Origin of the sequence: Altericista sp. CCNU0014 (genome assembly GCF_044923475.1) — a bacterium.
In the GTDB taxonomy this organism is placed as follows: Bacteria; Cyanobacteriota; Cyanobacteriia; order Thermosynechococcales; family Thermosynechococcaceae; genus JAAURS01.
In genome coordinates this window covers 1244532-1269267 of sequence record NZ_CP137338.1, presented here as the reverse complement: position 1 = coordinate 1269267, position 24736 = coordinate 1244532, and the positions used below count along the sequence as shown (strand labels likewise).

Below are 24736 nucleotides of genomic sequence, written 5' to 3'. Positions count from 1 at the left end.
GCATTCGAGCATTCAAAATTAGATAATGTTGAATTGCTTTTGCACTTGCCGTAATGGCGTCTCCCAAGCTAATTCGGGATGCCATTGCTGAATGTCAAACGCAGACTGCCGCCCCCGCCTGAAGGCTTGCAATAATTCTGAAACGACCTCGTACAGTCGATCCAATTGTTGGTAGTGACCAAGATATTTGGCAATAGGGACAACCAATCCTAAGAATAGCAATCCATGGCGAGGTCTGAACTTGCTGCCTAATAGAAAGAGTTGTACCTGCGCTTCGCCAATTGGCGAAGTATCGTACCCGGTGATGACATGGACGCCATCGTGAATTTGTTTTAGGCGCGCTCCGGTTGAAAAAGGATCTAGGTTTTGCGAGTCTAAGGCATCAGCCCAAGCTCTACCTAAAGTATTGGCGGGCAGCGATCGCAAGTATGCCAAATCTACAATTGAGGGCACGTTCGCGCCGATCGCTTCCGTCACCCTATCTAGGACGAATAGAAATTGTGCGACCCTGGGTGCAGGGTTGAAAGTAGCCTCAGAATCGACATGGGTCCAGGTTTGCATGGTTCCGCTCCAAAAGTCGAGAAAAATCCCTTCTTGCCAAGCTTCAAAGAAGGGATAGAAATGCTGGCTGCGCCTTAGGGGGATCTACTGTTTTACGCAGTTAGGGTCGGTCGAGCGAGAAGCAGTACAAACATAACTCCCATTGTTGTTGGTTTGGATGTCTCCGCTATAGCCAGTGGAAGGGTTGTAGGTTCCAGTACTCCTATAGCCCCGTCCCGTGACTGGATTATACGCACCGCTCGCACCCTTGTAGGTTTGAGTGGAAGGGTTGTAGCCTCTAACGCGATAGGATCTCGCACCAGTGTTGGCATTATATCCACCCACCGCGCTGCCAGAATTTCCAGTTGTCGGGTTATAACCTCTGACCTTTCCTCTTACAATTGGACTGGCCTGGGCCGCCGTGGAAACTGCAAGGAAAAGGGTTGCGAGTCCCAAGCTTAGGCTTTTGCTTGCAAATGAATTCATCGTTCTCTCCTTGTAAATGGGATGGTCGATCGGACTTTGCTGTCATGGGCTTATCTTATAAATCTCTCCATGCCCTCCACATGAGGAAAAAGTCATGCTTTTACCCATGACTTTCTTCACGGTCAAAAGGCAGCGGACCTGAATTAAGCTTTGAATTATGAAGTATTGGATGCCGCGCCCAAACGACCCGTTTGCACTCCTGATTTATCTGGAGTGGTTTTTGCTATCGATCGTAGCCCTCCTAGAGCTATTGATGCCCGCTCCATTTTTGCTATTGGATCGAAGACCGCTGTTGGTGTTAATTAGCATTGCAGGGTTTGGCGCGATGGGACTCAAGCTTCCTCAGGCAGACAATTCCCGCAAAGTTCTATTCACGCTTCTGGAAATCGCCCTGATTTTGGTGGCAAGTTTTGGCGGAGGTAGTCGCTTATTTGCGTTTTGCTACCTCATTCTGGTCATTCGCTCCTGTCTCATTTTTCCGCTGCTAGGTCAATGGATCGTGGCGCTATCTTCTTTTGGCCTGTACGTGCTGACTCAGATTTATTTTGTGCGGCACTGGGCGCTACCCGTCGGGCTTTCAGGACGCTTGTGGTCGAGTTTGTGGGGCATCCTGGTCAGCTTTACGCTGCTATACGGGCTGAGTCTGGGCTTTGTCCTGCTTTTAACGAATGCAATTTTGTCCGAACGGCAAAGCCTCAAAAAACTGGCGATCGCCAACGAACAACTGCGCCGCTACGCCCTTCGCATCGAAGACCAAGCCACCCTCCAGGAGCGCAACCGCATCGCCCGCGAAATCCACGATTCTCTCGGTCACTCGCTGACGGGACTGAACATCCAGCTCGAAACAGCCCTCAAGCTGATAGCGGCAGATCCCGCTAAAGCTCAGTCCTTTTTGGCCTCCGCCAAACAACTGGGAAGTTCGGCACTGCAAGAAGTCAGGACTTCCGTTTCGCTCTTGCGAGCGACGCCTCTTCAAGGGGATGCCCTTCACGCTGCCTTAGCAGATCTGGTCCAAACGTTTCATCGCACGACCGGAATTTTGCCCAGCGTCTGCTTGGAATTGCCTGCTTCCCTACCTGCGGAACTGAGCGCTACCATTTATAGAATCGTGCAAGAGTCATTGACGAATATCTGCAAGTACGGCAATGCTAAAACAGTAACGATCCGCGCAGAGGTTGACGTCCGCGACTTAACATTGACCGTTCGAGATGACGGACAGGGATTTGATGTCATGCAAAATACGACTGGATTCGGCATTCAGGGAATGCGAGAGCGAACCTTAGCGCTGAAGGGCCGCTTTCAGGTCAGCAGCCAGCCTGGTGCGGGTTGCTGCATTGCGGCGACCTTTCCACTATCGGACATTGCGTCATGATTCGCGTTTTATTGGTAGACGACCAAAGTATTATTCGTCAAGGCTTAGCAGCACTCCTTCAGCTAGAGCCAGACTTACAGGTTGTGGGAGAGGCCGAACACGGACAGGCGGGCATCGAACTGGCGATCGCCCTTTACGAAACGCCCCAGCGGCCCGATGTGATGCTGATGGATATGCGCATGCCCGTCATGGACGGAGTTGCGGCAACCCAAGGGTTGCTGGCCCAGTTCCCCGATCTCAAAATTCTGATTCTGACGACGTTTAACGATGAAGCCTACGTGAAGGAAGCCATTCGGTTGGGGGCTTGCGGTTATTTACTTAAAGACACGCCTTCTGAAGATTTAGCTGCTGCAATTCGCTCTGTCCATAAGGGCTACGTGCAGTTTGGACCGGGCATTATGAAAAAGGCATTTGCCAGCGCGCCGACGGGTTCCCCACCTGAATCCGACCTTCCCCCTGCGTTGACCGAGCTGACCCCCAGAGAGCGAGAGGTGTTGCGGTTGATTGCAGCAGGATCGAGCAATCGGGAGATCGCGAGATCGCTCTACATTTCAGAGGGGACGGTCAAAAATCACGTGACTAATATTTTGAATCGGCTGGAGTTGCGCGATCGCACCCAGGCAGCAATTTTGGCGAATACCCACGCGGATTGGTTCGGCCAAAATTCCTGAATAACGTTCAAACCCCGCTCTTTATAATCCGAACCGCAGACGAGACTCTAAAATGAAAGGATGCAAATCCAATCGCAGGAGTCATTCGTGGAGTCCCAATACAGCCCCGCAAAAATAGAGAAACAGTGGCAGAAAACCTGGGCCGATCGAAAGCTGCACGAAACCGCCACGGACAGCAGTAAGCCCAAGTTCTACGCTCTGTCCATGTTTCCCTATCCGTCCGGGAACCTCCACATGGGCCACGTTCGGGTCTATACCATCGTGGATGTCGTCGCCCGTCACAAGCGGATGCAGGGCTATCGCGTGTTGAACCCGATGGGCTGGGATGCGTTTGGTCTGCCTGCGGAAAATGCGGCGATCGAGCGGGGCATTCCCCCAGCTCAGTGGACCTACGCCAACATCGACCAGATGCGCGAGCAGCTCAAGGATTTGGGCATCTCCTTCGATTGGGACAAAGAAGTCACCACCTGCTCTCCCGACTACTATCGATGGACGCAGTGGCTGTTTTTGCAATTTTTACAGATGGGTTTGGCCTACCAAAAAGAAGCCCTCGTCAACTGGGACCCGATCGACCAGACCGTTTTGGCTAACGAACAGGTCGATAGCGAAGGGAAATCTTGGCGATCGGGAGCAAAAGTGGAGCGCAAGCTTTTGCGCCAGTGGTTCTTCAAAATCACAGACTACGCCGAACAGCTTTTGCAAGACTTGGACCAGCTCAGCGGCTGGCCGGAACGCGTGCGCCTCATGCAGGCCAACTGGATTGGCAAATCCACAGGTGCCCACGTCACCTTCGCCACCGAAGCGGGCGATGACCTGACCGTCTTCACCACCCGCCCCGACACGCTCTGGGGCGCGACGTTTATGGTGATTTCCCCAGAACATCCCCTAGTCGAAAAACTTACCACACCCGCTCAAGCCAAAGCCATTAAAGCCTATCAAGCCGAAGCGGCGGGCAAAAGCGAAATGGACCGCACCGCAGAGGGTCGCGAAAAAACGGGAGTTTGGACGGGCGGTTATGCCATCAACCCCGTGAATGACGCAAAAATTCCGGTGTGGATTGCAGATTACGTGTTGGTGGATTACGGCACCGGAGCCATTATGGCAGTGCCCGCCCACGACCAGCGGGACTTTGAGTTTGCGAAGACCTTCAACTTACCCATCACCCCAGTGGTGCAACCTCCAGACAAGCCGTTGTCTGCGGATACGATGACCGCTGCCTATGCAGGTGAGGGGGTGATGGTCAATTCGGGGCCGTTGGATGGCGTGGCAGCAGGCAAAGGGAAGGGCAAAAGCGTAGAAGCGGCGATCGCCCACCTCGAAGCGAACCAAAAGGGCAAAGGCACCGCCAATTACCGCCTGCGGGACTGGCTGATCTCCCGACAGCGTTACTGGGGCTGTCCCATTCCCGTCGTGCACTGTCCGAAGTGCGGGGTCGTACCCGTCCCGGACGCAGAACTCCCGGTGAAGCTTCCCGAGGATGTCGAGTTTTCAGGAAAAGGTTCGCCCTTGGCGCAATTGGATGCTTGGGTCAACGTGCCCTGTCCCACTTGCGGCACCCCCGCCAAGCGCGAAACCGACACGATGGATACTTTCATGTGTTCGTCGTGGTATTTCATGCGCTACCCCGATGCTCAGAATGCTGAAACGGCCTTCGACCCGGCGATCGCCAATGACTGGATGCCTGTAGACCAATACATCGGCGGCATCGAACACGCGATTTTGCATTTGCTCTACTCGCGGTTCTTCACCAAAGTGATGCGCGATCGCGGGTTGCTCAACTGCGACGAACCCTTTCAGCGTCTGCTGACCCAAGGGATGGTCCAGGGCAAAACCTACAAGAATCCAAAAACCGAACGATACGTCGTCCCCCAAGACATTAAAGATCTGACCAATCCCGTCGATCCAGAAACTGGGGATGCCTTGGAAATCGTCTACGAAAAAATGTCCAAATCCAAGCACAACGGTACTGCACCTGGCGAGGTGATTGCTAAGTACGGGGCAGACACCGCTCGGATGAACATTTTGTTCAAAGCCCCGCCTGAGAAAGATTTGGAATGGGACGATGCCGACGTTGAAGGCCAATTCCGATTCCTCAACCGCGTCTGGCGACTCGTCACCGAATCTCCCGTGGGGGCGCAAGGCTCTGTGCCGTCTTCCGCCGCCAAACCGCTCGCCAAAGCGGAAAAAGATCTTCGCCGCGCCATTCATACTGCCATCAAAGAAGTGAGCGAAGACCTCCAGGATGAATACCAATTCAACACCGCCGTCTCCGAACTCATGAAACTCAGCAACGCCCTCAACGATTCGGATATCAAACAATCTCGCGTCTATACCGAAGGCATCGAAACGCTGATCGCGCTTCTGGCCCCCTTTGCCCCCCACATTGCCGAGGAACTTTGGCACCGCATCGGTCATGCCGATTCAGTTCACCAGCAACCTTGGCCGACGCTAGATCCAGAAGCGCTCATTTCTGACGAAATCACCCTCGTCATTCAGGTGATGGGTAAAACGCGCGGCACCGTCCAAGTCCCCGCCAGTGCCACTCGCGAGGAACTCGAAACCTATGCCCGCAATTCCGATGTCGGGCAGCGATATCTGGAAGGGCAAACCGTCAAGAAGGCAATCGTCGTCCCCGGCAAGCTCGTCAACTTTGTCTTGGGCTAGCATTGACCCTACGATCGCAGATCCTGACGACCGGGATCGAGCGGACATTTTGGGTGCGGGCTTGGCGGGGCGATCGCCTATGCCCTAAGCTATCTAAAGGGAAGCCGCCTATTATGGAGCGTACGCAATGGGTTTTATCGCATTTATCTTAATGACCGGAGCCTTTATCGGCCTTGCTTTGGCGCTTTACTACGCGCTCAAAACCGTCAAGCTGATCTAGATTCGTTCAATTCAATCAAAAAAAAATCACCTGATCTTAACTCTTGAGATTTAGGTGATTTTTATTTTTTAGAATAAAAATTTACATAAAAATATTTTCATGCTATAAGATCAAAAAACAATTTGCGAGATCTAAAAACATGAATAAAATAAAGCCGTTCAAAGATATGACCTTGAGTGAAATAAGCGAAGTTATAGAAATCTTATCTTTTATTCTAAACAAGACTGACACGTCAAGCTCGCTCAAGATTATTTTGAATGCAGCAATACTACCATTTATAAATATTTTAGCTCCGTCAAGAAGAGATAAAATCTTGCTTTCTTTAACTGTGATTTTGATTTTTATTTCTCATATCCTAAAAGAATTAAATTTAGAATATCTTCCCTTTGTCTACATAGCAATAGTCACATCCATAGCTTATCTGGCTTTTAATTTTATAGCTCTCCGTAAAAACAGCTTAAATTTAGCCAAAACAAGCACTCCATACAGTTCAAGATTAATTAATGCTATTACGGGAAAGCGTAGAATGAGAGAAGAAATTGCTTTCGAGCCTGACATTGAAGAATACAAAATAGAAGAAATAAAAGAAAAATTATTTGATCTTCGTCCTAGTCAAATAAACAAAAGTATTGTGTATTTAAGTCATCAAAAGGATCTGTCTGAAAAATTCGATAAATACACTTCTAGATTCATATCTTACTTTTTTGTCTTGGTAACTCTATTGATTTATGGGAAAGAACTAAGCCCTTTATTAATTGCAGGATTAGGTTTATTTTATGCTTTCATGGAATATAAACTACATAAAAACTTTGTAAGTTCAAAGCTTGGCTTCTGTTTACGACTGCTTAAAGAAGTACAGGCCGAAAAAGACGAATCTTAGTTTTTAATGAAGAACCCCGTCACGAACGAACAGGATATCGAACTCCTAATATGTTTCGATAACACTAAAGCCTCAAACGTCGAGAAATTTACCGATAGCGATTAAAATTTCAATCAATATTCGTAAAGCCCAGATGTTTTTTAAAATTGCTTTGTAATTCTTTTGCGAGCGCTATGAGAGCCAAAATCGATGCATCTGTTTTCACTGCTTGAGGTTCAATATGTGTAAGCGCGGCTTTGTAGTTATTCTTCTTTAAAGCTATTAGAAGCTGACTACGTTTCGGGATATCGACCTTGGCGCGACGGCCCAACTCCGCCAGGGTAAAAAAGTAAGGCGGAAACGGAATCTCTCCGGCCATTAAGTCGAGCAACACCTTTCGGTCTTGCCAGCCCCACCGTTGGGCGAGGTCGCCCATAGAGGTCAAGTACGCTAAATCGTGAAGCGGGCCGAGCCAGAGCGGGCCGCTGAGGGTGAGCGGGAGCGGTGTTTCATGGTGGGGACAAACGGCGCGACTCAGCCTGCGCCAATCCACCGCATCGTAGTGACCGCAAGCGTGGCAGTGCCCGACAAAGCCGGATTGGGCCTCCGACCAGTGGTGGCCTTTGACGAGACGCACCATGACGCGATAGGTCTGACCCTGAAAGTAGGAAAACAGCGGGGCGATCGCGAATCCTTGCATTGCAGCCTGTTGGGACACCATTCCCAACAGCAGCCGCAGACCCTGCTCGCGGGTGGCAGGATGAGCGCGGGCATAGGCTCCAAAATGGCGAAGGCTGGCCGCTGGGTTGTGTCCCTCGCAGGTGCGGCTGTCGGTAGTCGTTAAATACATTAGCCCGTTTAAGCGCGTCGCCCTAATGCAGTCCGTCAAATCAGCGGCGGGGCTACCAAAGCAATCGAGATCGACTAAATCGAAATAGCGCTGCTGCTGGAGACAGTCCTGGAGGACGCACCGCACGGAACCGATGGTAACTCGAAACTGTCCTGGAGGCAGTTGAGCCTTTACGTTCTGGTGGAGAACCGCTGCATGCTCCGGGTTCGCCTCATTGACCCAAAGCCAATCCGCCTTAGCTTCCAAGGCATAGCGGAGGGCGCGAATTCCGCAGCCGCTCATCCCATCCAACACCTCTAGCTGCGGGTGCTGCTGCCGATAGACAGCAGCAGCCAGAACTCCAAAATCGCGGGCAACCCGAGTCTCCGGCTTAAAAAAAGCCGCACCGATCTCAAACCGAGCTGCACCTTCCTCGTACCAATCTGCCAAGGGCGTGACGGTAAGTTCTACCACAGCAGCTATTCCGGCTCTAAAGGAGCCATCGTCAGACCCGCCCGCAGCAGTTGCTCGTGGTAAAGCTCCGCCTGCTCCTGCGGTCCGATCCACACGATTGCCAATCCCTCAAAGTGAACCTGATGGGTTAACTCCATCGCCTTTTCTGGCGTCATTTTAGGAATGTAAGTAATCAGGCACTTTGCAACATGCTCGAAGGTATTAAAGTCATCGTCGAGCACGATGATTTTATAGTTGGGATAGGGTGCCCGCGTGGTTTGACGGTCTTTCTCGACCTTGGGTGCCGTAATGGTACTGGATTCGACTGTCGCGATCGCCATACTTAAAGCAAACAAAATTCGAAACGGTTGATTGGGATGAGGTCGCCCGTTGAAATGCGGGCAACCGTAAATCGAGTGTAGCGCGGATCCCTTCGGCCTAAAAACGCGCTCGATTTTACGGCCTTCAAAATCTTACTTTTTCTTTTTGGGCTTACTGTCTGCCTTCTGTTTCGGATCTAGCCTGCCTTCAATCTGGGCGTTAAATCCATACACTTCGCGGGTGCCCGCGTAGGCCACAAGGGTCACGGATTTTTCATCCCCCGGTTCGAAGCGGATAGCAGTCCCTGCGGGAATATCTAAGCGCATCCCTCGGGCCGCATCGCGGTCGAACTGGAGGGCGGCGTTGACTTCAAAAAAATGAAAATGGGAGCCGATCTGAATCGGGCGATCGCCCGTATTGGCCACCTGGATCTGGGCCAGAGGGCGACCTGCATTGAGTTCGAGATCGCCTTCTTCTACAATCATTTCGCCGGGAATCATAGGGTTCTCCTGAAGGGTAAGGGCAATCAGCGAATCGGGTCGTGGACGGTGACGAGCTTTGTGCCGTCGGGGAAGGTGGCTTCCACTTGGACGTCGTGAATCATTTCGGGAATCCCGTCCATCACGTCATCGCGCCCTAACAACGTGGTGCCGTAGCTCATCAAATCGGCGACGGTGCGCCCCTCGCGGGCACCCTCCAGTATGGCAGCAGAAATAAAGGCGATCGCCTCTGGATAATTGAGCTTCAGCCCTTTAGCTTTGCGACGCTCTGCCAACAGCGCCGCCGTAAAAATCAGCAGCTTATCTTTCTCTTGTGGCGATAGTTGCATTCTCTCAATCCCTCTAAACTTGCCAAACGCGAACGGGACAGGCAGGCTGTCCTATGGCATAGAATCGCACACGATCCCAAGCTTGCGCGAACCACTGACGAACTTCTGCCGTCGATTGCCCCCGATAGCGACAAATGACCCCCTCTTGCAGGCGGGACACGCCCGCTTCGCCCGCCAGCCCTAATGCCGTCCAACTCTCCCTCAACTGCTGCACCAAGTCGCGATCGACCTCTCGCCCGATCCAGGCAAAAGTCCCGACGACGGAACATCGATTCAGACCGTGGGGACGATCGATCGCCTCCTGGCTCCCAGGTAGCCACTGACGGTCGATCCAGAGAGGCGCGCCCGACCGCCACACCTCCGTCTGCGATCGCCACTCTCCTTCTAGAAACCGCTCCCCTCGTGCGGTGCGCCCAAACCGATAGATATCCCACCCCAGCCAACTCGCACGGGGCGCTAAGTTGACCCTGAGGGTTTGCTGGAAGCGCGCCCGGTCGAACACGATCGCCTCTTGGGGCAGCCACTCTAGATAGGCATCCTCCGCAATGTCGATCTCAACGACCTGTTCGGTTTGCTTGCCCTGGGCGCAGTAAATCTTGCTGGCAGCGGCAGTGGTGACTACTGCATGGGCGTGAGGCGCAAGCGTGAGGCGGTAATTGAGGCGATCGCCCCCCACCATGCCGCCAGCGGTGTGGATTAAAATCGTATGGCAAATTCCGTTGGATTCTGGATACAGGGATCTCTGAACTTTGAGAGGAGCTTGGTGCCAGACCTCTGCCAACTGCGTCTTGGCCTCGACGCGATCGTAATGGAGGCGAATGGCGCCCTGCCACACTGCCGATGCTTCGGGTTTTGCTGGGACGACCGCATTGGAACATCGGACCCGCACCTGCCCGTCGCTCAGTTGAGGTTCGTTAAAATTCATAATTGAGCCAATATGAGGGTAAAAAATTGGCGCTGACCTCTAAATTGCGTATTTTTACGGATCAGTTTTACGGTTCGAGATGACCATCCTAAGGAAGAGAGCCTGCGAGAGAGCACTGGTAAAAGCTTACTGCCAAGATGCCAGCAGCTAGACGAACGTAACTGCCTTTTTTTGATGGTTTTTGTCTCAACACGCTGACGAAACGCACTATGACCTACAGTTCTAACGATTCTTCAGGGCGACCCCCCGAAAAAACCCTATTTTCTCCCGCAAAGGCGCTGCAAAAGCTCGTAGCTGAAGAACGCTCGGGGCGACTGACAGTCGCGGACCCGAACGATGCCTCGGTGCAATGGCGCGTTTACTTTGGAGGGGGGCAAATTCACTATGCCACTGGCCTCATGGGGCAGCGCGAGCGTCTGACTTATCTATTCAGTCGCGAGTCTACAGGTCTAGAGCCTTGTCTGGAGATCGACGCCCCCAACGACTATCAGATGGTCTATCAATACTGGCGATCGCAGCAGCTCCCTATGAACTGGGTCCGCCAAGTATTGGCCATGCTGACCCAAGAGGCGATAACCCAATTTTTAGCGATCTCCCAAGGCCAGCTCAAGTATGACAGCAGCATCGGTCTAGATCCGCTGCTGCTGTCGGTTCCGTTTCGGCAGCTCGTGTTGCCCGTCCGCGATACGGTCATGCGTTGGACCCATATTAGAGAAGATATCAGTTCGCCATTTCAACGGCCTAGTATTGTCAACTACGACAGCTGTCTCCAAGCGGTTTGGAACGACAGCGCCTCCTGCCAGCAACTTCAGGAGGTCAGCGACCTCGCGGGCGAGAATCTCACGCTCTACGAAATCGCGCATCGGCTCTCGACGGATGTCTTAGTTTTAGCGGCCTTTCTCCAACCCCTCCTCAGAAATGGCGGGATGGAAATGAAAGAATACCAGACAACCGTGACGTCGAAGCGACCCATCGTGGCCTGCGTGGATGACAGCCCTACCATTCAACAGTTTGTCAAATTATCCCTAGAATCCTCCGGCTACGACGTTCTCTCTTTATCCGACCCCACCCAGGCCATCATGCCGCTGCTGAACCACCAGCCCATCGTCATTTTGATGGACATTGAAATGCCGGGGATTGACGGTTACGAGCTTTGCCGCCTAGCCCGCCAAGTGGAGGTGCTCCGCAAAATTCCGATCGTGATGCTGACAGGCCGCGAGGGCATTATCGATCGCGTTCGCGCTCGCATTGCGGGTTGTACGGCGTATCTGACCAAGCCCTTCAATCCCCAGGAACTCTTGGGTCTCGTCCAAAAGCTGGCCTTAGAAGAGACCGTCGCACCGCTATAGGTCGCCAGTTTGGCGAACAATACCGTTGCCCTCATCCCCAGTCCGCCATCGATCGGCGCAAAGTTTGCAGCGATAATAGAAACGATCGAGACAATTGCGGTTTTAAATCGATGGCTCTAGTCCCCTGTAAAGAGTGCGGCACGCTCAATAGCGAAAATGCAGAAATCTGCCTGAGCTGCGAGTTTCCGATTAAGGGGCGCTCCCAAAAACAACTGTGGCGGTGGGTCGCGCTCGGCTTGGCGCTCGTGTTTGGGTTGCCCTTCGCGGTCTATTCAATTGACTTACTGAAAGCTCAGCTACAGCCCGAGGCCTCCCGGCCTGCGGGCAAATAACCTTATCTCTGCGAGCGTAAAACGCGAGAGCGATATAGTGGACCTAAGGACTCTGCAACTTAATCGCTGAGTTTTACTGCTGTGGTTTATAGAGAAACGCTGTGCCTGTTGCCGTCGAATCATTACTCACCCCCGATATCCTGAAACCCGCGCGTTACCTGGGCAACGAGCTAGGCGCGGTTCGCAAACCGTGGGAATCAGCTTCAGTGCGGTGGTCTTTAACCTATCCAGAAATCTATGAAGTCGGCGCGTCCAACCTGGGGCACATCATTCTCTACAACATCATCAACGCTCAGCCTCGGCAACTGTGCGATCGCGCTTACCTACCCGCCCCCGACCTCTGCGCCAAACTGCGCGAAACCCAAACGCCGTTGTTTGCGGTGGAATCGCGGCGATCGCTCTTAGAATTCGACATTCTCGGTTTCAGCCTCAGCTACGAACTCGGGGCCACCAACATTCTAGAAATGCTCAGCCTCGCCCAAATCCCCCTCACCTGGCAAGAACGCGCCGAGGAGAACCAGGACTATCCCCTGATCTTTGCTGGAGGCCAAACCGCCACCTCCAACCCCGAACCTTACGCCGATTTCTTCGACTTTGTGGCCTTGGGCGATGGCGAAGAACTGCTGCCCGAAATTGGCCTGATCGTCGAAGAAGGCAAAGCCGCAAGCTTGAGCCGTCGGGAGCTATTGCTCGATTTAGCTCAAGTTCCGGGGGTCTACGTCCCGCAGTTTTACGACATGGCTCCCGATGGCTCCGTCCATCCCAACCATCCCGACGTCCCCAAACGCATCCTGCGACGAGTGGCGACGCCCATCCCGGCCTACTCCATTGGATTGGTCCCCTACATCCAGACCGTCCACGATCGCCTCGTCATCGAGATCCGACGGGGCTGCACTAGAGGTTGCCGCTTCTGCCAGCCGGGCATGCTCACCCGCCCCGCGCGCGATGTAGAACCAGAACAGGTCGTCGAAGCCGTTGAGAAGGGAATGCGGGCGACGGGTTATAACGAGTTTTCGCTGCTATCCCTGAGCTGTTCCGACTACCTGGCCCTCCCATCGGTCGGGATGGAAATCAAGAATCGTCTGAAGGATGAAAACATTTCTCTGTCCCTCCCCAGCCAGCGGGTCGATCGCTTTGATGAAAATATCGCCAATATCATCGGCGGCACCCGCAAAGGCGGACTCACCTTTGCGCCCGAAGCCGGGACCCAGCGGATGCGGGATATTGTCAATAAGGGACTCACTAACGAAGAACTGCTGCGCGGCGTCAAAACCGCCTACGAACAGGGCTGGGATAAAATCAAGCTCTACTTCATGATCGGGCTGCCCGGCGAAACCGACGTCGATGTCATCGGCATTGCCGACACCATTCGCTGGCTGCGACGGGAATGCAGTATCGAAGGCCGACGGCGGCTCGATTTTAACGTCACCATTTCTAACTTCACCCCCAAACCCCACACGCCCTTCCAGTGGCACTCCGTTTCCACGAGCGAGTTCCAGCGCAAACAGGACTTGCTGCGAGCCGAGTTCCGCTACGTCAAGGGCGTGAAGGCGAACTTTACCGACGCGCGCATTTCGGCAATGGAAGACTTTGTCGGACGGGGCGATCGCCGCCTCGCCCCCGTCATCCGCCGCGCGTGGGAACTGGGTGCGGGCATGGATGCTTGGTGGGAGAATTTAGATCGAACCTATGGAGCCTGGACGCAAGCGATCGACGAATCGGAACTGACCTGGAAATACCGCAAGGTCGAAAGCGGCGAGTGGAACGTCATGGATGGCGTAGGGGCGCAAGGCCTCGCGCCCTCACAAGATGGCCGCCTAGACGACCCGCTCCCCTGGGACCACATCAATACGGGCATCGATAAGCAATGGCTCAAAGAAGATCTGCAACGGGCGCTCGTTGCGGCTACAGTACCGGACTGCTCTTTTGAGGGCTGCTCCCACTGCGGCGTATGCAGTACGGACTTCGGCCACAATATTGTAGTTCCGTCTCCCGCAATCCCAGTCTTTGCCGGAGAATTCGTGCCCGATCGAACGCGATCGCAGCGGCTGCGGGTCTGGTTTGGCAAGCAGGGAGACATGAGGCTCGTGAGCCACCTCGATCTGATTCGGCTCTTCGATCGGGTGGTACGCCGCGCCCAGATTCCCATTACCTTTACGGGCGGCTTCCACCCCGGCCCTCGCATTGCGCTGGCTAACGCGCTATCCCTCGGAGCGACCAGTTCTGGGGAAATTGCGGATTTTGAATTGACACGATCCCTGGATGCAGAAACGTTTCGCCAGCTGCTGTCAGACCATTTGCCCGAAACCATTCCCATCTACAGCGTCGTGGAAGTTCCTTTAAGCGATCCTTCAGCCACTCAAGCGGTCAACCGAGCAGAGTACCTTCTGACCCTCAGCCTAGAGGACTCGCTCTCTTCTGCGGATTGGCAAGATTGGATCGATGCAGTTTTAGCGCGTACAGAAATCCAGTTTGAGCAGAAAGCCAAAAACGGTAAAACCAAGACAATCGACCTGCGCGATCGCCTTTACGAACTCGCGTTAGTCCAAACGACCCCAGCCGCAGCGATCCGCTATGTCGGGCACTGTCAAAACGACGGCATGCTCCGACCAGAGCATCTTGAATTCATGCTGGAACTCGTATCGGGTCGGTCTATACAGGTCCAAAAGGTCCACCGCGATCGCCTCATTCTGTCAGACCCTGTCTCATGACTTTCAAGAGAATCTCGACGACATTCATCTGGAAATACGAAAAACAAGTATATTTTCTTATGCGCTTCATCAGCTTTGGGCGAATCGACCAGTCACGCTTCAGCCCGCAGAGCCTGAAGATCTCTCAGAGTATCGATCTCTGTCTCTGGTCAGACTCATTCGCTTAGCAGCCTTCATTTGCTCGAATGTTCTGAGCACCCCATCCATGATGCTCTGACACCCTTTGTAACACCCGTACACTTAACTTTCACAAAGCTTTCTGAAGCTTCAGACGGTTAACCCTCCATCTTTCTGGAGCACATGCTTGGCATAAGTATTTTTTGTGCATCTATTATGTATAAATTAATTATTTTAAACTCATCCGAGACCCAGAAGACGTTCTGAGTCTTCCTTTACTCAACACCTGGTTTTCAGTGGCTAGAGGTCACTATGGATATTTCATTGGCTTATCCCAAGCATTGCCGACTTTGGCGACACAGAGCGACTCATTATCCAAAATACAGTGTGTATTTTTTGTGTATAGAATAGGGTAGCCTAGGTACATCACTCAGGTTTGGTTGTGCTGAAGAATCAGTTGGATCGCTCTTTCAGCTTGCTTCTAAGGCACTCAGACTGCGAAATACAGAACGCTCAGACTGTCGAATATATAAGGATTTCATTCAACATGTCTACTGTTTCACAAACGAAAGCCGCTACCCCTGCCTCAAAGGGAAAATCTAAAGAGAAAAAGCGGTTGAACCTTGACTTAACACCAGAAGCCTATGAGTTGCTTCAAAAACTCGCAGACGAATCTGGCAAAAATATGGCAGAAGTGCTTAGAACCGGGCTACTGCTCTACGGCATCTCACAAGAAGAGGCCAAAAATGGTCGTAGCTTAGCTGTTGCAGAAGGGGAAAAGGTTATTACACGCATTGTAACAACCTAGATTTGACCTCGTTTAATCTGAAACATCACAGCAGACATGACTAAGCACTATTAAGCCTTGCAAGTAGAATTTGGGTCAAAATCACACTCCTGCTTGCAAGATAAGTTTTGTGTGCTTAAAAATAAAATCTTTTTTATGAATTCACCCAACCAGGAACCTAAAAGCAGTTCCCCAGATGACTGGTTTGCCCAAAGCTCCTCATTAGGAATCGATCCAACCAAAGCCAAAATTCAGATTGAGACTGAAGCAGAAATCAATGCTCGCTTGTTTCGAGAAGGTGAGACACACAAAACGAAACAAGTTAAAGAACGGACAGGTTTTGTGATTTCAGTACTTATCGTTATCGTTCTTCTTTTCTTCAGTCTCTATCAGCTTCAAGACGCCAAAGCCCCAAAGGAAAATAAGGATTGGGCGAAGGTAACTTTGACATCAATTCTTGGTGCGGTTGGTGGTTATGCCTTTGGCAAAGGCTCTTCATAGAATGGAGATATTCAGGTAGCTGTTTTGGATACAGTTGTTTAAGAACGCAAACTTTAGAAGGCGATCGCCATAACCCCGTAGCTAGACTGCATCAGGGTCAGCCCCCAGTTGTCGCAATCGTTCGGCTAATCGCACAGTCAACCTCTGCGGTTGAAGTTGAAAATATAACTCAATGGCTGAAGCATAATCGGCAAGTGAATGCTTTTTCCAAGAATAACAAAAAGTTCTCATCTCAGATATTTAACTGGATTTACGAATCACCCAGACATATTTTCTATAAAGGCGATCGCCCTTTCCTTTCGCAATTGCAAATAGCACCTGATCTTTTTTGGAATCGACAAAACGAAAATCAAGCGTACCATTGGTTTGAAGCTTAAGTTTTTGGAGGGGTTCCCCCCCATGCATTGCTTCAGTGTCTCCAGTGTAAAAATCAAGTTGAGTCGTTTTATAGCCAGTATCAACATTCGCCCTGAGCTTGTCAGTCACCCTCAAAGGGATGACTTGAACAACATCTAAAAATTCAAGGGTATGAGCAGTATCATCAGCGGAATAGCCTTTGCAGATTAGTTCTTTCAGCTCGCTACAGTCAAAAATAACTGCCTTTTGATATTTTTGGGTAGGTGCGCCAATGGTCGTCAAATAGATCAGCTTTCTAGCCACACGATCCATTTGTTCGCGAAGCACCCGATCAAAACACCCTGTTGGAGATTCCGTTGAAGGATCCAATAACTTATTCTCAACGAGATGCAGTTGCTCAACTAAGGCCAGCTTCTCAGTTGTCTTCACAAAAGCTTTAGCGTTCTGAGTAAGCTGTTGGCATTCTGAAAGTGGTTTTGTGCGTTGTGAAGCGGTAGGTGGATTGTCAATGCTTTTGATTGACATGCATGATGCGCCAGACAGACAGACAAAAGCAAGTGCAAAATACCTGAGCACAGTTCTAGATTGAGAACCCCTTAACATCCCCACTCAAAAATAGCCGCGCCCCAGCTCAAGCCTGCGCCAAATCCAGCAGACGCCACAATGTCCCCTGACTTCATCCGTCCTTGGCGCACTTCTGCATCTAACGCCAGCGGAATTGAAGCCGCAGACGTATTGCCAAACTCGGCTAAGTTGCTAATCACCTTTTCCGGCGGTATTTTCAAACGCTGCGCCACCGCATCCAAAATCCGCTGGTTGGCTTGGTGCAGCAGCAGCCAATCCACATCGTTCGCCGTCAGTTCTGCATGGAATAACGCCTTCTCAATAATCTCTGGCACCCGCCGCGCCGCAAAGCGATAGACCTCTTGCCCGTTCATCGTAATGGGCGCAAACGTGCCGCGACCGATCGCCACTTTATCCGTCAAGGCTACATGCTCGGCCCGGTAGGCCAAGTTCAGGTAGCTGTTTTGGGTGCCGTCGCTGCGGAGGGCAAACCCCAGCAGGCGATCGCGATCGTCGGGCTGAAGCACCACCGCTCCAGCCCCATCCCCAAACAACACGCAGGTGCGCCGATCTTCCCAATCCACCCAGCGAGACAGCACGTCCGCCCCAATCAAGACGACGTTTTTGTAAACGCCCGTGCGAATAAACTGCGCTGCCGTCACCAATCCAAACACAAAACCCGAGCAAGCCGCCGTCAGATCGAACGCCACCGCCCGCGTTGCGCCGAGCTGCGCTTGGATCTGACAAGCCGTACCGAACAAATCTTCTGGCGTGGAGGTTGCTAGCAGAATCAGGTCTATGTCTGTAGGGTCGAGGTTTGCCATGGCGATCGCCTCTCTAGCCGCCTCAGTTGCAAACCCAACCAAGGATTCGTTCGCAGACGCCAGACGCCGCGAGCGGATACCCGTGCGGGAAGCAATCCATTCGTCGGAAGTTTCCACGACCTGACTGAGTTCTTCATTGCTGAGGGAAACAGCAGGTGCTGCAGAACCGCATCCCGTCATTGCCATTCCGGCTATCCAATTTTGCTGCACTAGCGCTCTCCCTTTGAAGTTGACGCCATCATCTTCTGATAGCAGCCGCGAATTCGATCTGAAACTTGATGGTCTACGGCCTCTGCTGCTAAGCGAATGGCATTAAATATCGAAGGAGCCTGAGAACTGCCGTGGCTGATAATACAAATTCCATCTACCCCTAACAGAAGCGCGCCGCCATGTTCGGCATGGTCGATGCGTTGCTTGATCCGGCGGAGATTGGGCATCAGCAGGGCAGTCCCTACTTTTCCTCGAATCCCCTGGGGTAGCTCTTCGCGCAAAATCTGCACGACAAACTCGCCCACCGCCTCGGCAAACTTGAGGAGCGCGTTGCCCGCGTAGCCATCGCAGACTACGACATCGAAGTGGCCGGACAGGACATCCCGGCCTTCAGCATTGCCGACAAAATTAATATTGGGATTGACCTTCAGCAGTTCGTGGGCGCGGAGGGCGAGTTCGTTGCCCTTAGACTCCTCTTCGCCAATGTTGAGGAGACCAATTTTAGGGTCTTCCGTTTCCAAGATAAACTGGCTGTAAATGCTGCCCATCGTGGCAAACTGGTCCAAAAATTTAGGGCGACAGTCTACATTTGCTCCCACATCCAGCAACAAAACCTGCTTTCCCGGAATCATCGTCGGCAACAATGCCCCAATGGCAGGACGATCTACACCCTTAATCCGCCCCAAGCGCAACAGCGCCGCAGCCATCGCCGCACCGGAGTGTCCGGCAGACACCACCGCATCGGCTCGGCCTTGCTTGACCAAATCCATCGCGACGTTGATGGAAGATTTAGGCTTGCGACGCAGGGCAATCAACGGCTCTTCATGCATCTCGATCGCGCCCTCGGAAGGCACTACCTCCACGGAGGCTGACGGAGAATGCTTCTTAACAGAGGTGCTAACCTGCTCTGAATCGCCCACCAGCAAAATATCTACACCCAGTTCTTCCTGCGCTCTGAGTGCTCCGGCAACGATTTCGTCTGGGGCATAGTCACCTCCCATTGCATCAATTGCAATCCGTGCGCGAGATACTGGCATGAGTCAATGTTGTAGAATCCTAAAGAATTTTAGCAGATTGTCTAAGTCCCACTCTAGCCATTTGCGGCGCTTCAACATCGAAATATACAGAGATTGCCGAATTGACGGACATGTTTATTGAGTTTTTTTCCTCTAGTCTGCTAGGGTTATGGCTAAAAACAGCCCGTATTGCGGAACCTCCGCTTCAGTTGCGGTCTGCATCGCTGCATCGCTTTGCGCTCCAACCCGCCGATGCCCGACGCGATCGATTGGTGGAGGCATACTTAAACACGCTCGCGCAGCAGGGTATAGTATCCGAACGACAAGGGTTATGGCTGCAAACAGACTCGGCTCTGCTGGTCGATCGCCAGGGACAGCAGCTTCAAACCCCCGCTTCTCTGACCAAGGTAGCCACCACGCTAGCCGCCCTCAAGACTTGGGGGCCAACGCATCAATTCAAGACGCAGATCTGGACGACTGGAGCGGTAAAGGATGGCGTGTTAGCGGGAGATCTTCACATTCAGGGGGATGGCGACCCGCTGTTGGTGACGTCTGAGGCGATCGCCATTGCCCAGCAACTCAACGCGTTGGGTATTCGCAAAGTGACGGGCCAATTAATCGTCTCCGGTGCATTTCTCTTTAACCTAGACCCCAACCTTCAAACGGCAGGGGAACAGCTCAAAGCCGTCTGGAATTCCGGCACCACCAAATCCGAGGTTGAGATTGTAGGAACCGTCGCGAGCGAGATAACTCAGGAAAATGGAGCGGAGAAACCCTTAATTAGCCATGCCTCGCTGCCTTTAACCGACATTCTCAAAATGATGAATGTCTATAGCAACAACCGCATTGCCGAGACCTTGACCGATCGACTGGGCGGACCGGACGTGCTCCAACAAATTGCCATTGAGACGGGTCGAGTCGCGCCTCAGGAAATTTTGCTCGAAAATGGGTCGGGATTGGGGCAAGACAATAAGCTCTCTCCTCGTGCGGTGGTGGGGTTATTTCAGGCGATTCAAGCGGAGCTGCAAGCCCAGCAGCTTAGCCTGGGAGATGTATTTCCAGTGATGGGACCAGATCGGGGAACGGTCGAGGAGCGCAAAATGCCTGCGGCCACTGTTGTTAAAACCGGAACGCTTTGGAACACGAGCGGACTAGCGGGAGTTCTTCAGACCCAGCGTTACGGGCCAGTTTGGTTTGCCGTGATGAATAGCGGCAATGATTTTACGGATGGGTTTCGGAAAGAACAAGACGGTTTCTTAAAGCGGTTGGCCCAGCATTGGGGGGAAGGGGTTGCCCTAGCGCAGCCAGCTGGAATCCAGCGCGATCCGGTCGCGGTCCAGCGTCTTAAAGTCATCGATCGACTTATGCAGGACGATTTTTGGTTGCAGTGACTGACATGCGTTAGAGCGCAGGCATTGATTCACTATTGCAGCCGAGCCAGTAGAGGAGCTGCTCCCAGTAGTTTCTGCGTGTAGGCATGCTGCGGATTGCGAAAGATGGCTTCCGTTTCGCCAAGCTCCACGATTTGCCCCCTGTGCATGACCGCAATGCATCGGGGAAAGGAGAGCAATGCGATGACTGAGCAAAAAACAAGGTTAAAATCTAATGCTGGCCTAAAAACATTAACGCGAACACCAAACATGCGATTGAGACAGCAACAGCTTGAGGCTCACCTGTGGGGTGCGGCAAATATTCTAAGGGGGAAGACCGCCGGACAGGACTACAAAAATTACATCCTGTCTTTGATGTTTTACAAGCGTCTTTGCGATCAGTGGGATAACGAGGCGGATGACGCGATCGCCGAGCTAGAACGGCAGCAGGGGCGCAAATTTACCGAGGCACAAAAGGCTGTATTTCGGGCGCGGGGCGAACATCGGTTTTCAATTCCGGCTGGGTCGCATTGGGGCGATGTATTGGCGGTTTCGGAGGAGATTGGCAAAACGCTCACGGATGCGATGCGGGCGGTGGCGGATGCCAATGCTGAACTCAATGGCGTGTTTACGGTGGACTGGAACCAGCCTGCGCCTGATGCCAGCGGTAAGAAGCTGATTCCGAATGAGGTGGTTCACGCGCTGGTGCAGCATTTTAATGAGGTTAACCTGTCGAATGAGAGTGTGCCTGCAGACATTTTGGGGCGGGCTTACGAATATTTGATCAAAAAGTTTGCGGATGATGCGGGGGCGAAGGCGGGTGAATTTTTTACGCCGCCGGAGGTGGTGGATACGCTGGTGCGGATTTTGGAGCCGCAGCCGGGAGATACAATTTATGACCCAACCTGCGGCAGTGGCGGAATGCTGATTCATTCGGCAGATTTTTTGGAGGAGCAGGGGCATCGGCGCAATGCGGCTCGGTATTATGGGCAGGAAATGAACTGGGGGAATTTTGCGATCGGCAAAATTAACTCGGTGCTGCACGGATTGGAGGCGGATATTCGCGGCGGGTCTAGTACGATTACTGACCCGCAGTTTTTAGTGAATGGGCAGGTACAAAAGTTTTCTTTGGTGGTTGCTAATTTCCCGTTTTCGGATGATTTTTGGTGGCTGCGTCCAGAGCAGCAGACGGACGATAAGAAGAAGAAGGACAAGCTCAAGAAGGAGGTCTTTAAGGATGGATTTAAGGATCCCTACAGTCGATTTGGGCGCGGGTCTGGGTTTCACAGTCCTCCGGCAGGGTATGGAGACTATGCGTTTGTGCTGCATATTTTGGCGTCGCTGACGCAGACGGGGCGGGCTGGGGTGGTGTGTCCGCAGGGGGTGCTGTTTCGAGGGCAGCCGGAGGTGGAGGAAGAAACGGGGGAGTTTGATGCGGCAGGCAATCCTAAGATTAAGCGACGTAAGGCAGATGATGAGCATTTGATTCGTCAGGCGCTGCTGGATGCGCGTTTGGTGGATGCGGTGATTTCTCTGCCGCTGAATATTTTTTACGGGGCGGGGGTTCCGGCTTGTCTGATGATTTTGCGCAAGGAGCGGCCTAAGGAGCGGAAAAATCAGGTGCTGTTGGTCTACGCGGCACGGCACTATCGGGAACTCTCAAATAAAAATGAGCTACGCCCCCAAGATGTAATGCGGATTTTGGTGCATTACCATGCCTATGGGGATGCGCAGAAGGTGGCGGGGTTGGTGGAGAAGTACCGCGAGCGTCTGCATGGGCAGGTCGATCTGCAAGAAACGGAGGAAATTGAGCGGCTGAAAACGGAGTATCAAGATTTTGTGGATCGTCTCTTTCAAATCGATGTGGAGATTGAGACGGTCAAAATGAATCGGGATTATCTGACGGACAAGGCCGAAAAGAAAAAGGCAGAGACGAAAATCAAGGCGCTAGAAAAGCAGCGGGTTAGACCTGCGGCAAAGCTGGCGGAGCGGGATGAGAAAATTGCTGAAACGTGCCTTCGTGCTGAGGATGACCGCGAGGCGGTGACGAAGGTGGGGGAGGAATTGATGGCGCTGTATGATGACCCGAATGAGCTGCTGAAGCAGGCGCGGGTGGTGGAGATGGAGGAGGTTGAGGAGAATGAGTTTAATCTCAATATTCCGCGCTATGTGGATACGTTTGAGCCGGAGCCACGCATTGAGGTGAAGGATGCTTTAAAAAGTTTAGAAAATGCCGAGCAGAATTTAGAGACAGCAGAAAATGAACTTAAAAAGCTTTTGAGACAAATTGGATATGCAAGTTAGCTTCGGAGTAAAGCATGATGTTCTGAGAAAATATGGAATCCCCGATGGATGGAGAGTATGTGAAGTAAATGATCTGACAGATATTGTTGGCGGTGGAACTCCGAGCCGAACTGAAGGAAGATATTGGAGTGATGGAGATATCCCTTGGGCAACACCAACAGATTTGACAGCACTACAAGCAAAATATATTTCTGGGTCTGCTGAGTGTATTACTCAAGTTGGATTAGAGGAAAGTTCAGCTACACTGCTCCCCCAAAATTCAATTCTATATACGAGCCGAGCAACAATAGGCGCGAAGGCAATAACGACCATTCCTATCGCTACGAATCAAGGATTTTCAAATTTCATTCCTCATGATGTAGATAGTGAGTTTTTTTACTACTTACTAGATCTATTAACGCCAATAATCAAGAGATTAGGCTCCGGCACCACGTTTGATGAGGTCAGTAAACGCGACATTCGTAAAATATGGTGCGCTCTACCTCCTCCTGAAGAACAAAAAGCGATCGCCCAAGTCCTCGATGCCGCAGACATAGCCATTGAGCAGATTAGGGAAGCGATTAATCGGGCACAACAATTTCAAAAAAGCTTGCTTAGGGATTTATTAAGCAATGGTATAGACAGTAACGGGCAGATCAAAAACCCAGGCAAAACGTCAAGCAAGTTTTCTAATAGCTCTTTAGGTCAGCTTCCTAGTAACTGGAAATTAAGTGCTGTGAGTGAACAGTTTGAAATTCAAACGGGGTTTACCATCAATCAGAATCGTCATCCATATTTTCATAAGCGACAATATCTTAGAGTGGCAAATGTACAGCGAGATTTTTTAAACTTAAATGATGTTCAAGAACTTGAAGCGAGTGATAGTGAAATGGCTTTAAGGACGCTAGAAGTTGATGATTTACTAGTGGTTGAAGGACACGCAGATCGTCTACAAATTGGTCGATGTGCAAGAGTTACCGAAAAAGCAGAAGGGCTGACATTCCAAAATCACCTATTTAGATTACGAGCAAATAACGAAATCACTCCCTATTTCGGTTGTTTGTGGTTAAATTCAACATACGCTCTAAAGTACTGGAATGCCAGGTGCGCGACCAGTTCTGGATTAAATACAATTAATCAGAGAATGTTAAGGCGGCTTATTATTCCTGTACCTTCTGCAAAAGAACAGGAGATGATTTCAGAAATAAATCAAGCCCATAAAAAATATATTGAAGCCCTAATAGAAAAACGTCAGAAACTCTTGAGCCTTAAAAACTCCCTCATGCACGACTTGCTAACAGGCAAAAAGCGCATCAATCCTGATAAACTACTTTCTCCGTAACACCAACGATTTTTGTGAAACGCGACGCAATCTTCTACGCCATTTTTCAACGTTTCCCTAGCCTTTTGTTTGCCCTCGTCAAACAGCCGCCCACCAACGCCCAAGCCTACCGCTTTGAATCCGTAGAAATCAAAGAACCCACTTTTCGCATCGACGGCGTATTTTTGCCCCCCACAGACGCTACACCCAAAATCGTATTCTTTGCCGAAATCCAGTTTCAAAAAGACGAATCCCTTTACCATCGATTCTTTTCCGAATCCCTGCTCTACCTTTACCGCAACCGTACCCTGTACGACGACTGGCACGGTGTTATCATCCTCTACAGCCGCAGCCTAGAACCCCAAGCCACTTCACCCCACCGCGCTCTGCTCAACAGCAATCAAGTCACCCGCATCTACCTTGACGAACTCGGCGACCCCACCCAACAGCCCATCGGCATCCAGCTCATGCAGCTCACCATCGCCCCAGAAGCCCAGGCCATCAGCCAAGCAAAACAGCTCATTCAGCAAGCCAGACAGCAAGAAACGTCATCCCTCACCAGAGACGAGATAATAGAAATTATTGCCACAATCGCCATCTATTAAATTCATCAACCAGAGTCGAGAAGAGGTCGAAGCCATGCTAGGACTCAATATTCAAGAGAGTCGCGTCTATCAAGAAATCGTCGCCGACACCAAATTAGAAATTGTCCCAGGGCTTTTAGCCAAAGGCTTAACCCTTGAGGAAATCGCCCAACTCCTAAAACTACCCATTGAGCAAGTCAGACAAGCTGCCCAGCCTAAACCCTAAGTCATTATCCCCATT

At 51.7% G+C, this 24736-nt stretch carries 25 protein-coding genes; 14 read left to right on the top strand and 11 right to left on the bottom strand.

Going from position 1 to position 24736, the window contains the following annotated elements; genetic code table 11:
• Window positions 1-18: 18 nt before the first annotated feature.
• Together R6H26_RS06380 and R6H26_RS06375 are read right to left on the bottom strand one after the other, a co-directional pair.
• Window positions 19-561, bottom strand: a complete 543-nt coding sequence (locus tag R6H26_RS06380) for a Coq4 family protein (RefSeq protein ID WP_404789318.1) — start codon at window positions 559-561, stop codon at window positions 19-21.
• Window positions 562-645: 84 nt separating this feature from the next.
• Window positions 646-1026, bottom strand: coding sequence for a hypothetical protein (locus R6H26_RS06375; protein ID WP_404789317.1), 381 nt, complete (start codon window positions 1024-1026; stop codon window positions 646-648).
• A gap of 169 nt (window positions 1027-1195) precedes the next feature.
• Here R6H26_RS06375 and R6H26_RS06370 point away from each other — a divergent pair, with 169 nt between their 5' ends.
• The 4 genes from R6H26_RS06370 to R6H26_RS06355 all read left to right on the top strand — a co-directional run bounded on the left by R6H26_RS06370 (window position 1196) and on the right by R6H26_RS06355 (window position 6833).
• Window positions 1196-2398 (top strand): sensor histidine kinase, encoded by a 1203-nt coding sequence (locus tag R6H26_RS06370; RefSeq protein ID WP_404789315.1) that lies wholly within the window; start codon window positions 1196-1198, stop codon window positions 2396-2398.
• On the top strand, window positions 2395-3069 hold the full coding sequence (locus R6H26_RS06365; RefSeq protein ID WP_404789314.1) for a response regulator: 675 nt from the start codon (window positions 2395-2397) through the stop codon (window positions 3067-3069). The genes R6H26_RS06370 and R6H26_RS06365 overlap by 4 nt, the downstream gene beginning before the upstream one ends.
• A gap of 60 nt (window positions 3070-3129) precedes the next feature.
• Window positions 3130-5733, top strand: a complete 2604-nt coding sequence (gene leuS / locus R6H26_RS06360; protein ID WP_404789313.1) for a leucine--tRNA ligase — start codon at window positions 3130-3132, stop codon at window positions 5731-5733.
• A gap of 359 nt (window positions 5734-6092) precedes the next feature.
• On the top strand, window positions 6093-6833 hold the full coding sequence (locus tag R6H26_RS06355; protein WP_404789311.1) for a hypothetical protein: 741 nt from the start codon (window positions 6093-6095) through the stop codon (window positions 6831-6833).
• A gap of 109 nt (window positions 6834-6942) precedes the next feature.
• On the opposite strand, the gene R6H26_RS06350 is transcribed toward R6H26_RS06355, so the two are convergent.
• The 5 genes from R6H26_RS06350 to R6H26_RS06330 all read right to left on the bottom strand — a co-directional run bounded on the left by R6H26_RS06350 (window position 6943) and on the right by R6H26_RS06330 (window position 10169).
• Complete coding sequence (locus R6H26_RS06350) at window positions 6943-8208, bottom strand: tRNA (guanine-N1)-methyltransferase (protein WP_404789309.1); 1266 nt, start codon at window positions 8206-8208, stop codon at window positions 6943-6945.
• A complete protein-coding gene (clpS, locus tag R6H26_RS06345) occupies window positions 8121-8435 on the bottom strand; it encodes an ATP-dependent Clp protease adapter ClpS (RefSeq protein WP_404789307.1) in 315 nt (104 codons plus the stop codon). The genes R6H26_RS06350 and clpS overlap by 88 nt, the downstream gene beginning before the upstream one ends.
• Window positions 8436-8567: 132 nt before the next feature.
• Entirely contained in the window at window positions 8568-8915 is a 348-nt protein-coding gene (locus R6H26_RS06340) for an urease subunit beta (protein WP_404789306.1), read from the bottom strand.
• A gap of 26 nt (window positions 8916-8941) precedes the next feature.
• The gene (gene ureA / locus R6H26_RS06335) at window positions 8942-9244 is read right to left on the bottom strand and encodes an urease subunit gamma (RefSeq protein WP_404789304.1); all 303 of its coding nucleotides are present in this window, start codon (window positions 9242-9244) and stop codon (window positions 8942-8944) included.
• Between the two features lie 13 nt (window positions 9245-9257).
• Complete coding sequence (locus tag R6H26_RS06330) at window positions 9258-10169, bottom strand: urease accessory protein UreD (protein ID WP_404789302.1); 912 nt, start codon at window positions 10167-10169, stop codon at window positions 9258-9260.
• A 209-nt stretch (window positions 10170-10378) separates the two neighbouring features.
• Here R6H26_RS06330 and R6H26_RS06325 point away from each other — a divergent pair, with 209 nt between their 5' ends.
• From R6H26_RS06325 to R6H26_RS06305, 5 genes are all read left to right on the top strand, one after another.
• Window positions 10379-11518 (top strand): response regulator, encoded by a 1140-nt coding sequence (locus R6H26_RS06325; protein ID WP_404789301.1) that lies wholly within the window; start codon window positions 10379-10381, stop codon window positions 11516-11518.
• Window positions 11519-11628: 110 nt separating this feature from the next.
• Window positions 11629-11850, top strand: coding sequence for a hypothetical protein (locus R6H26_RS06320; RefSeq protein ID WP_404789299.1), 222 nt, complete (start codon window positions 11629-11631; stop codon window positions 11848-11850).
• A gap of 101 nt (window positions 11851-11951) precedes the next feature.
• Window positions 11952-14561: a TIGR03960 family B12-binding radical SAM protein gene (locus R6H26_RS06315; protein ID WP_404789297.1), complete on the top strand. Its 2610-nt coding sequence runs from the start codon at window positions 11952-11954 to the stop codon at window positions 14559-14561.
• Between the two features lie 664 nt (window positions 14562-15225).
• Window positions 15226-15486, top strand: coding sequence for a hypothetical protein (locus tag R6H26_RS06310; protein ID WP_404789295.1), 261 nt, complete (start codon window positions 15226-15228; stop codon window positions 15484-15486).
• A gap of 57 nt (window positions 15487-15543) precedes the next feature.
• Window positions 15544-15966, top strand: a complete 423-nt coding sequence (locus R6H26_RS06305; RefSeq protein WP_404789293.1) for a hypothetical protein — start codon at window positions 15544-15546, stop codon at window positions 15964-15966.
• A 240-nt stretch (window positions 15967-16206) separates the two neighbouring features.
• On the opposite strand, the gene R6H26_RS06300 is transcribed toward R6H26_RS06305, so the two are convergent.
• From R6H26_RS06300 to plsX, 3 genes are all read right to left on the bottom strand, one after another.
• Window positions 16207-16848, bottom strand: coding sequence for a hypothetical protein (locus R6H26_RS06300; RefSeq protein WP_404789291.1), 642 nt, complete (start codon window positions 16846-16848; stop codon window positions 16207-16209).
• A gap of 71 nt (window positions 16849-16919) precedes the next feature.
• Window positions 16920-17897, bottom strand: a complete 978-nt coding sequence (locus R6H26_RS06295; protein WP_404791230.1) for a beta-ketoacyl-ACP synthase 3 — start codon at window positions 17895-17897, stop codon at window positions 16920-16922.
• A 23-nt stretch (window positions 17898-17920) separates the two neighbouring features.
• Window positions 17921-18958, bottom strand: a complete 1038-nt coding sequence (gene plsX, locus R6H26_RS06290; protein WP_404789290.1) for a phosphate acyltransferase PlsX — start codon at window positions 18956-18958, stop codon at window positions 17921-17923.
• 110 nt (window positions 18959-19068) lie between these two features.
• Here plsX and R6H26_RS06285 point away from each other — a divergent pair, with 110 nt between their 5' ends.
• Window positions 19069-20328 (top strand): D-alanyl-D-alanine carboxypeptidase, encoded by a 1260-nt coding sequence (locus tag R6H26_RS06285; RefSeq protein WP_404789288.1) that lies wholly within the window; start codon window positions 19069-19071, stop codon window positions 20326-20328.
• A 32-nt stretch (window positions 20329-20360) separates the two neighbouring features.
• Here the strand turns inward: R6H26_RS06285 and R6H26_RS06280 are convergent, their stop codons facing one another.
• Window positions 20361-20459: a hypothetical protein gene (locus R6H26_RS06280; RefSeq protein WP_404789287.1), complete on the bottom strand. Its 99-nt coding sequence runs from the start codon at window positions 20457-20459 to the stop codon at window positions 20361-20363.
• Window positions 20460-20577: 118 nt separating this feature from the next.
• Here R6H26_RS06280 and R6H26_RS06275 point away from each other — a divergent pair, with 118 nt between their 5' ends.
• Genes R6H26_RS06275 through R6H26_RS06260 form a run of 4 tightly spaced genes read left to right on the top strand, consistent with a single transcriptional unit; the run spans window position 20578 to window position 24721 of the window.
• Window positions 20578-22611 (top strand): N-6 DNA methylase, encoded by a 2034-nt coding sequence (locus R6H26_RS06275; protein WP_404789285.1) that lies wholly within the window; start codon window positions 20578-20580, stop codon window positions 22609-22611.
• A complete protein-coding gene (locus tag R6H26_RS06270; RefSeq protein WP_404791228.1) occupies window positions 22601-23932 on the top strand; it encodes a restriction endonuclease subunit S in 1332 nt (443 codons plus the stop codon). The genes R6H26_RS06275 and R6H26_RS06270 overlap by 11 nt, the downstream gene beginning before the upstream one ends.
• 14 nt (window positions 23933-23946) lie before the next feature.
• Complete coding sequence (locus R6H26_RS06265) at window positions 23947-24516, top strand: Rpn family recombination-promoting nuclease/putative transposase (protein WP_404789284.1); 570 nt, start codon at window positions 23947-23949, stop codon at window positions 24514-24516.
• 34 nt (window positions 24517-24550) lie between these two features.
• On the top strand, window positions 24551-24721 hold the full coding sequence (locus tag R6H26_RS06260; protein ID WP_404789283.1) for a hypothetical protein: 171 nt from the start codon (window positions 24551-24553) through the stop codon (window positions 24719-24721).
• Window positions 24722-24736 lie beyond the last annotated feature (15 nt).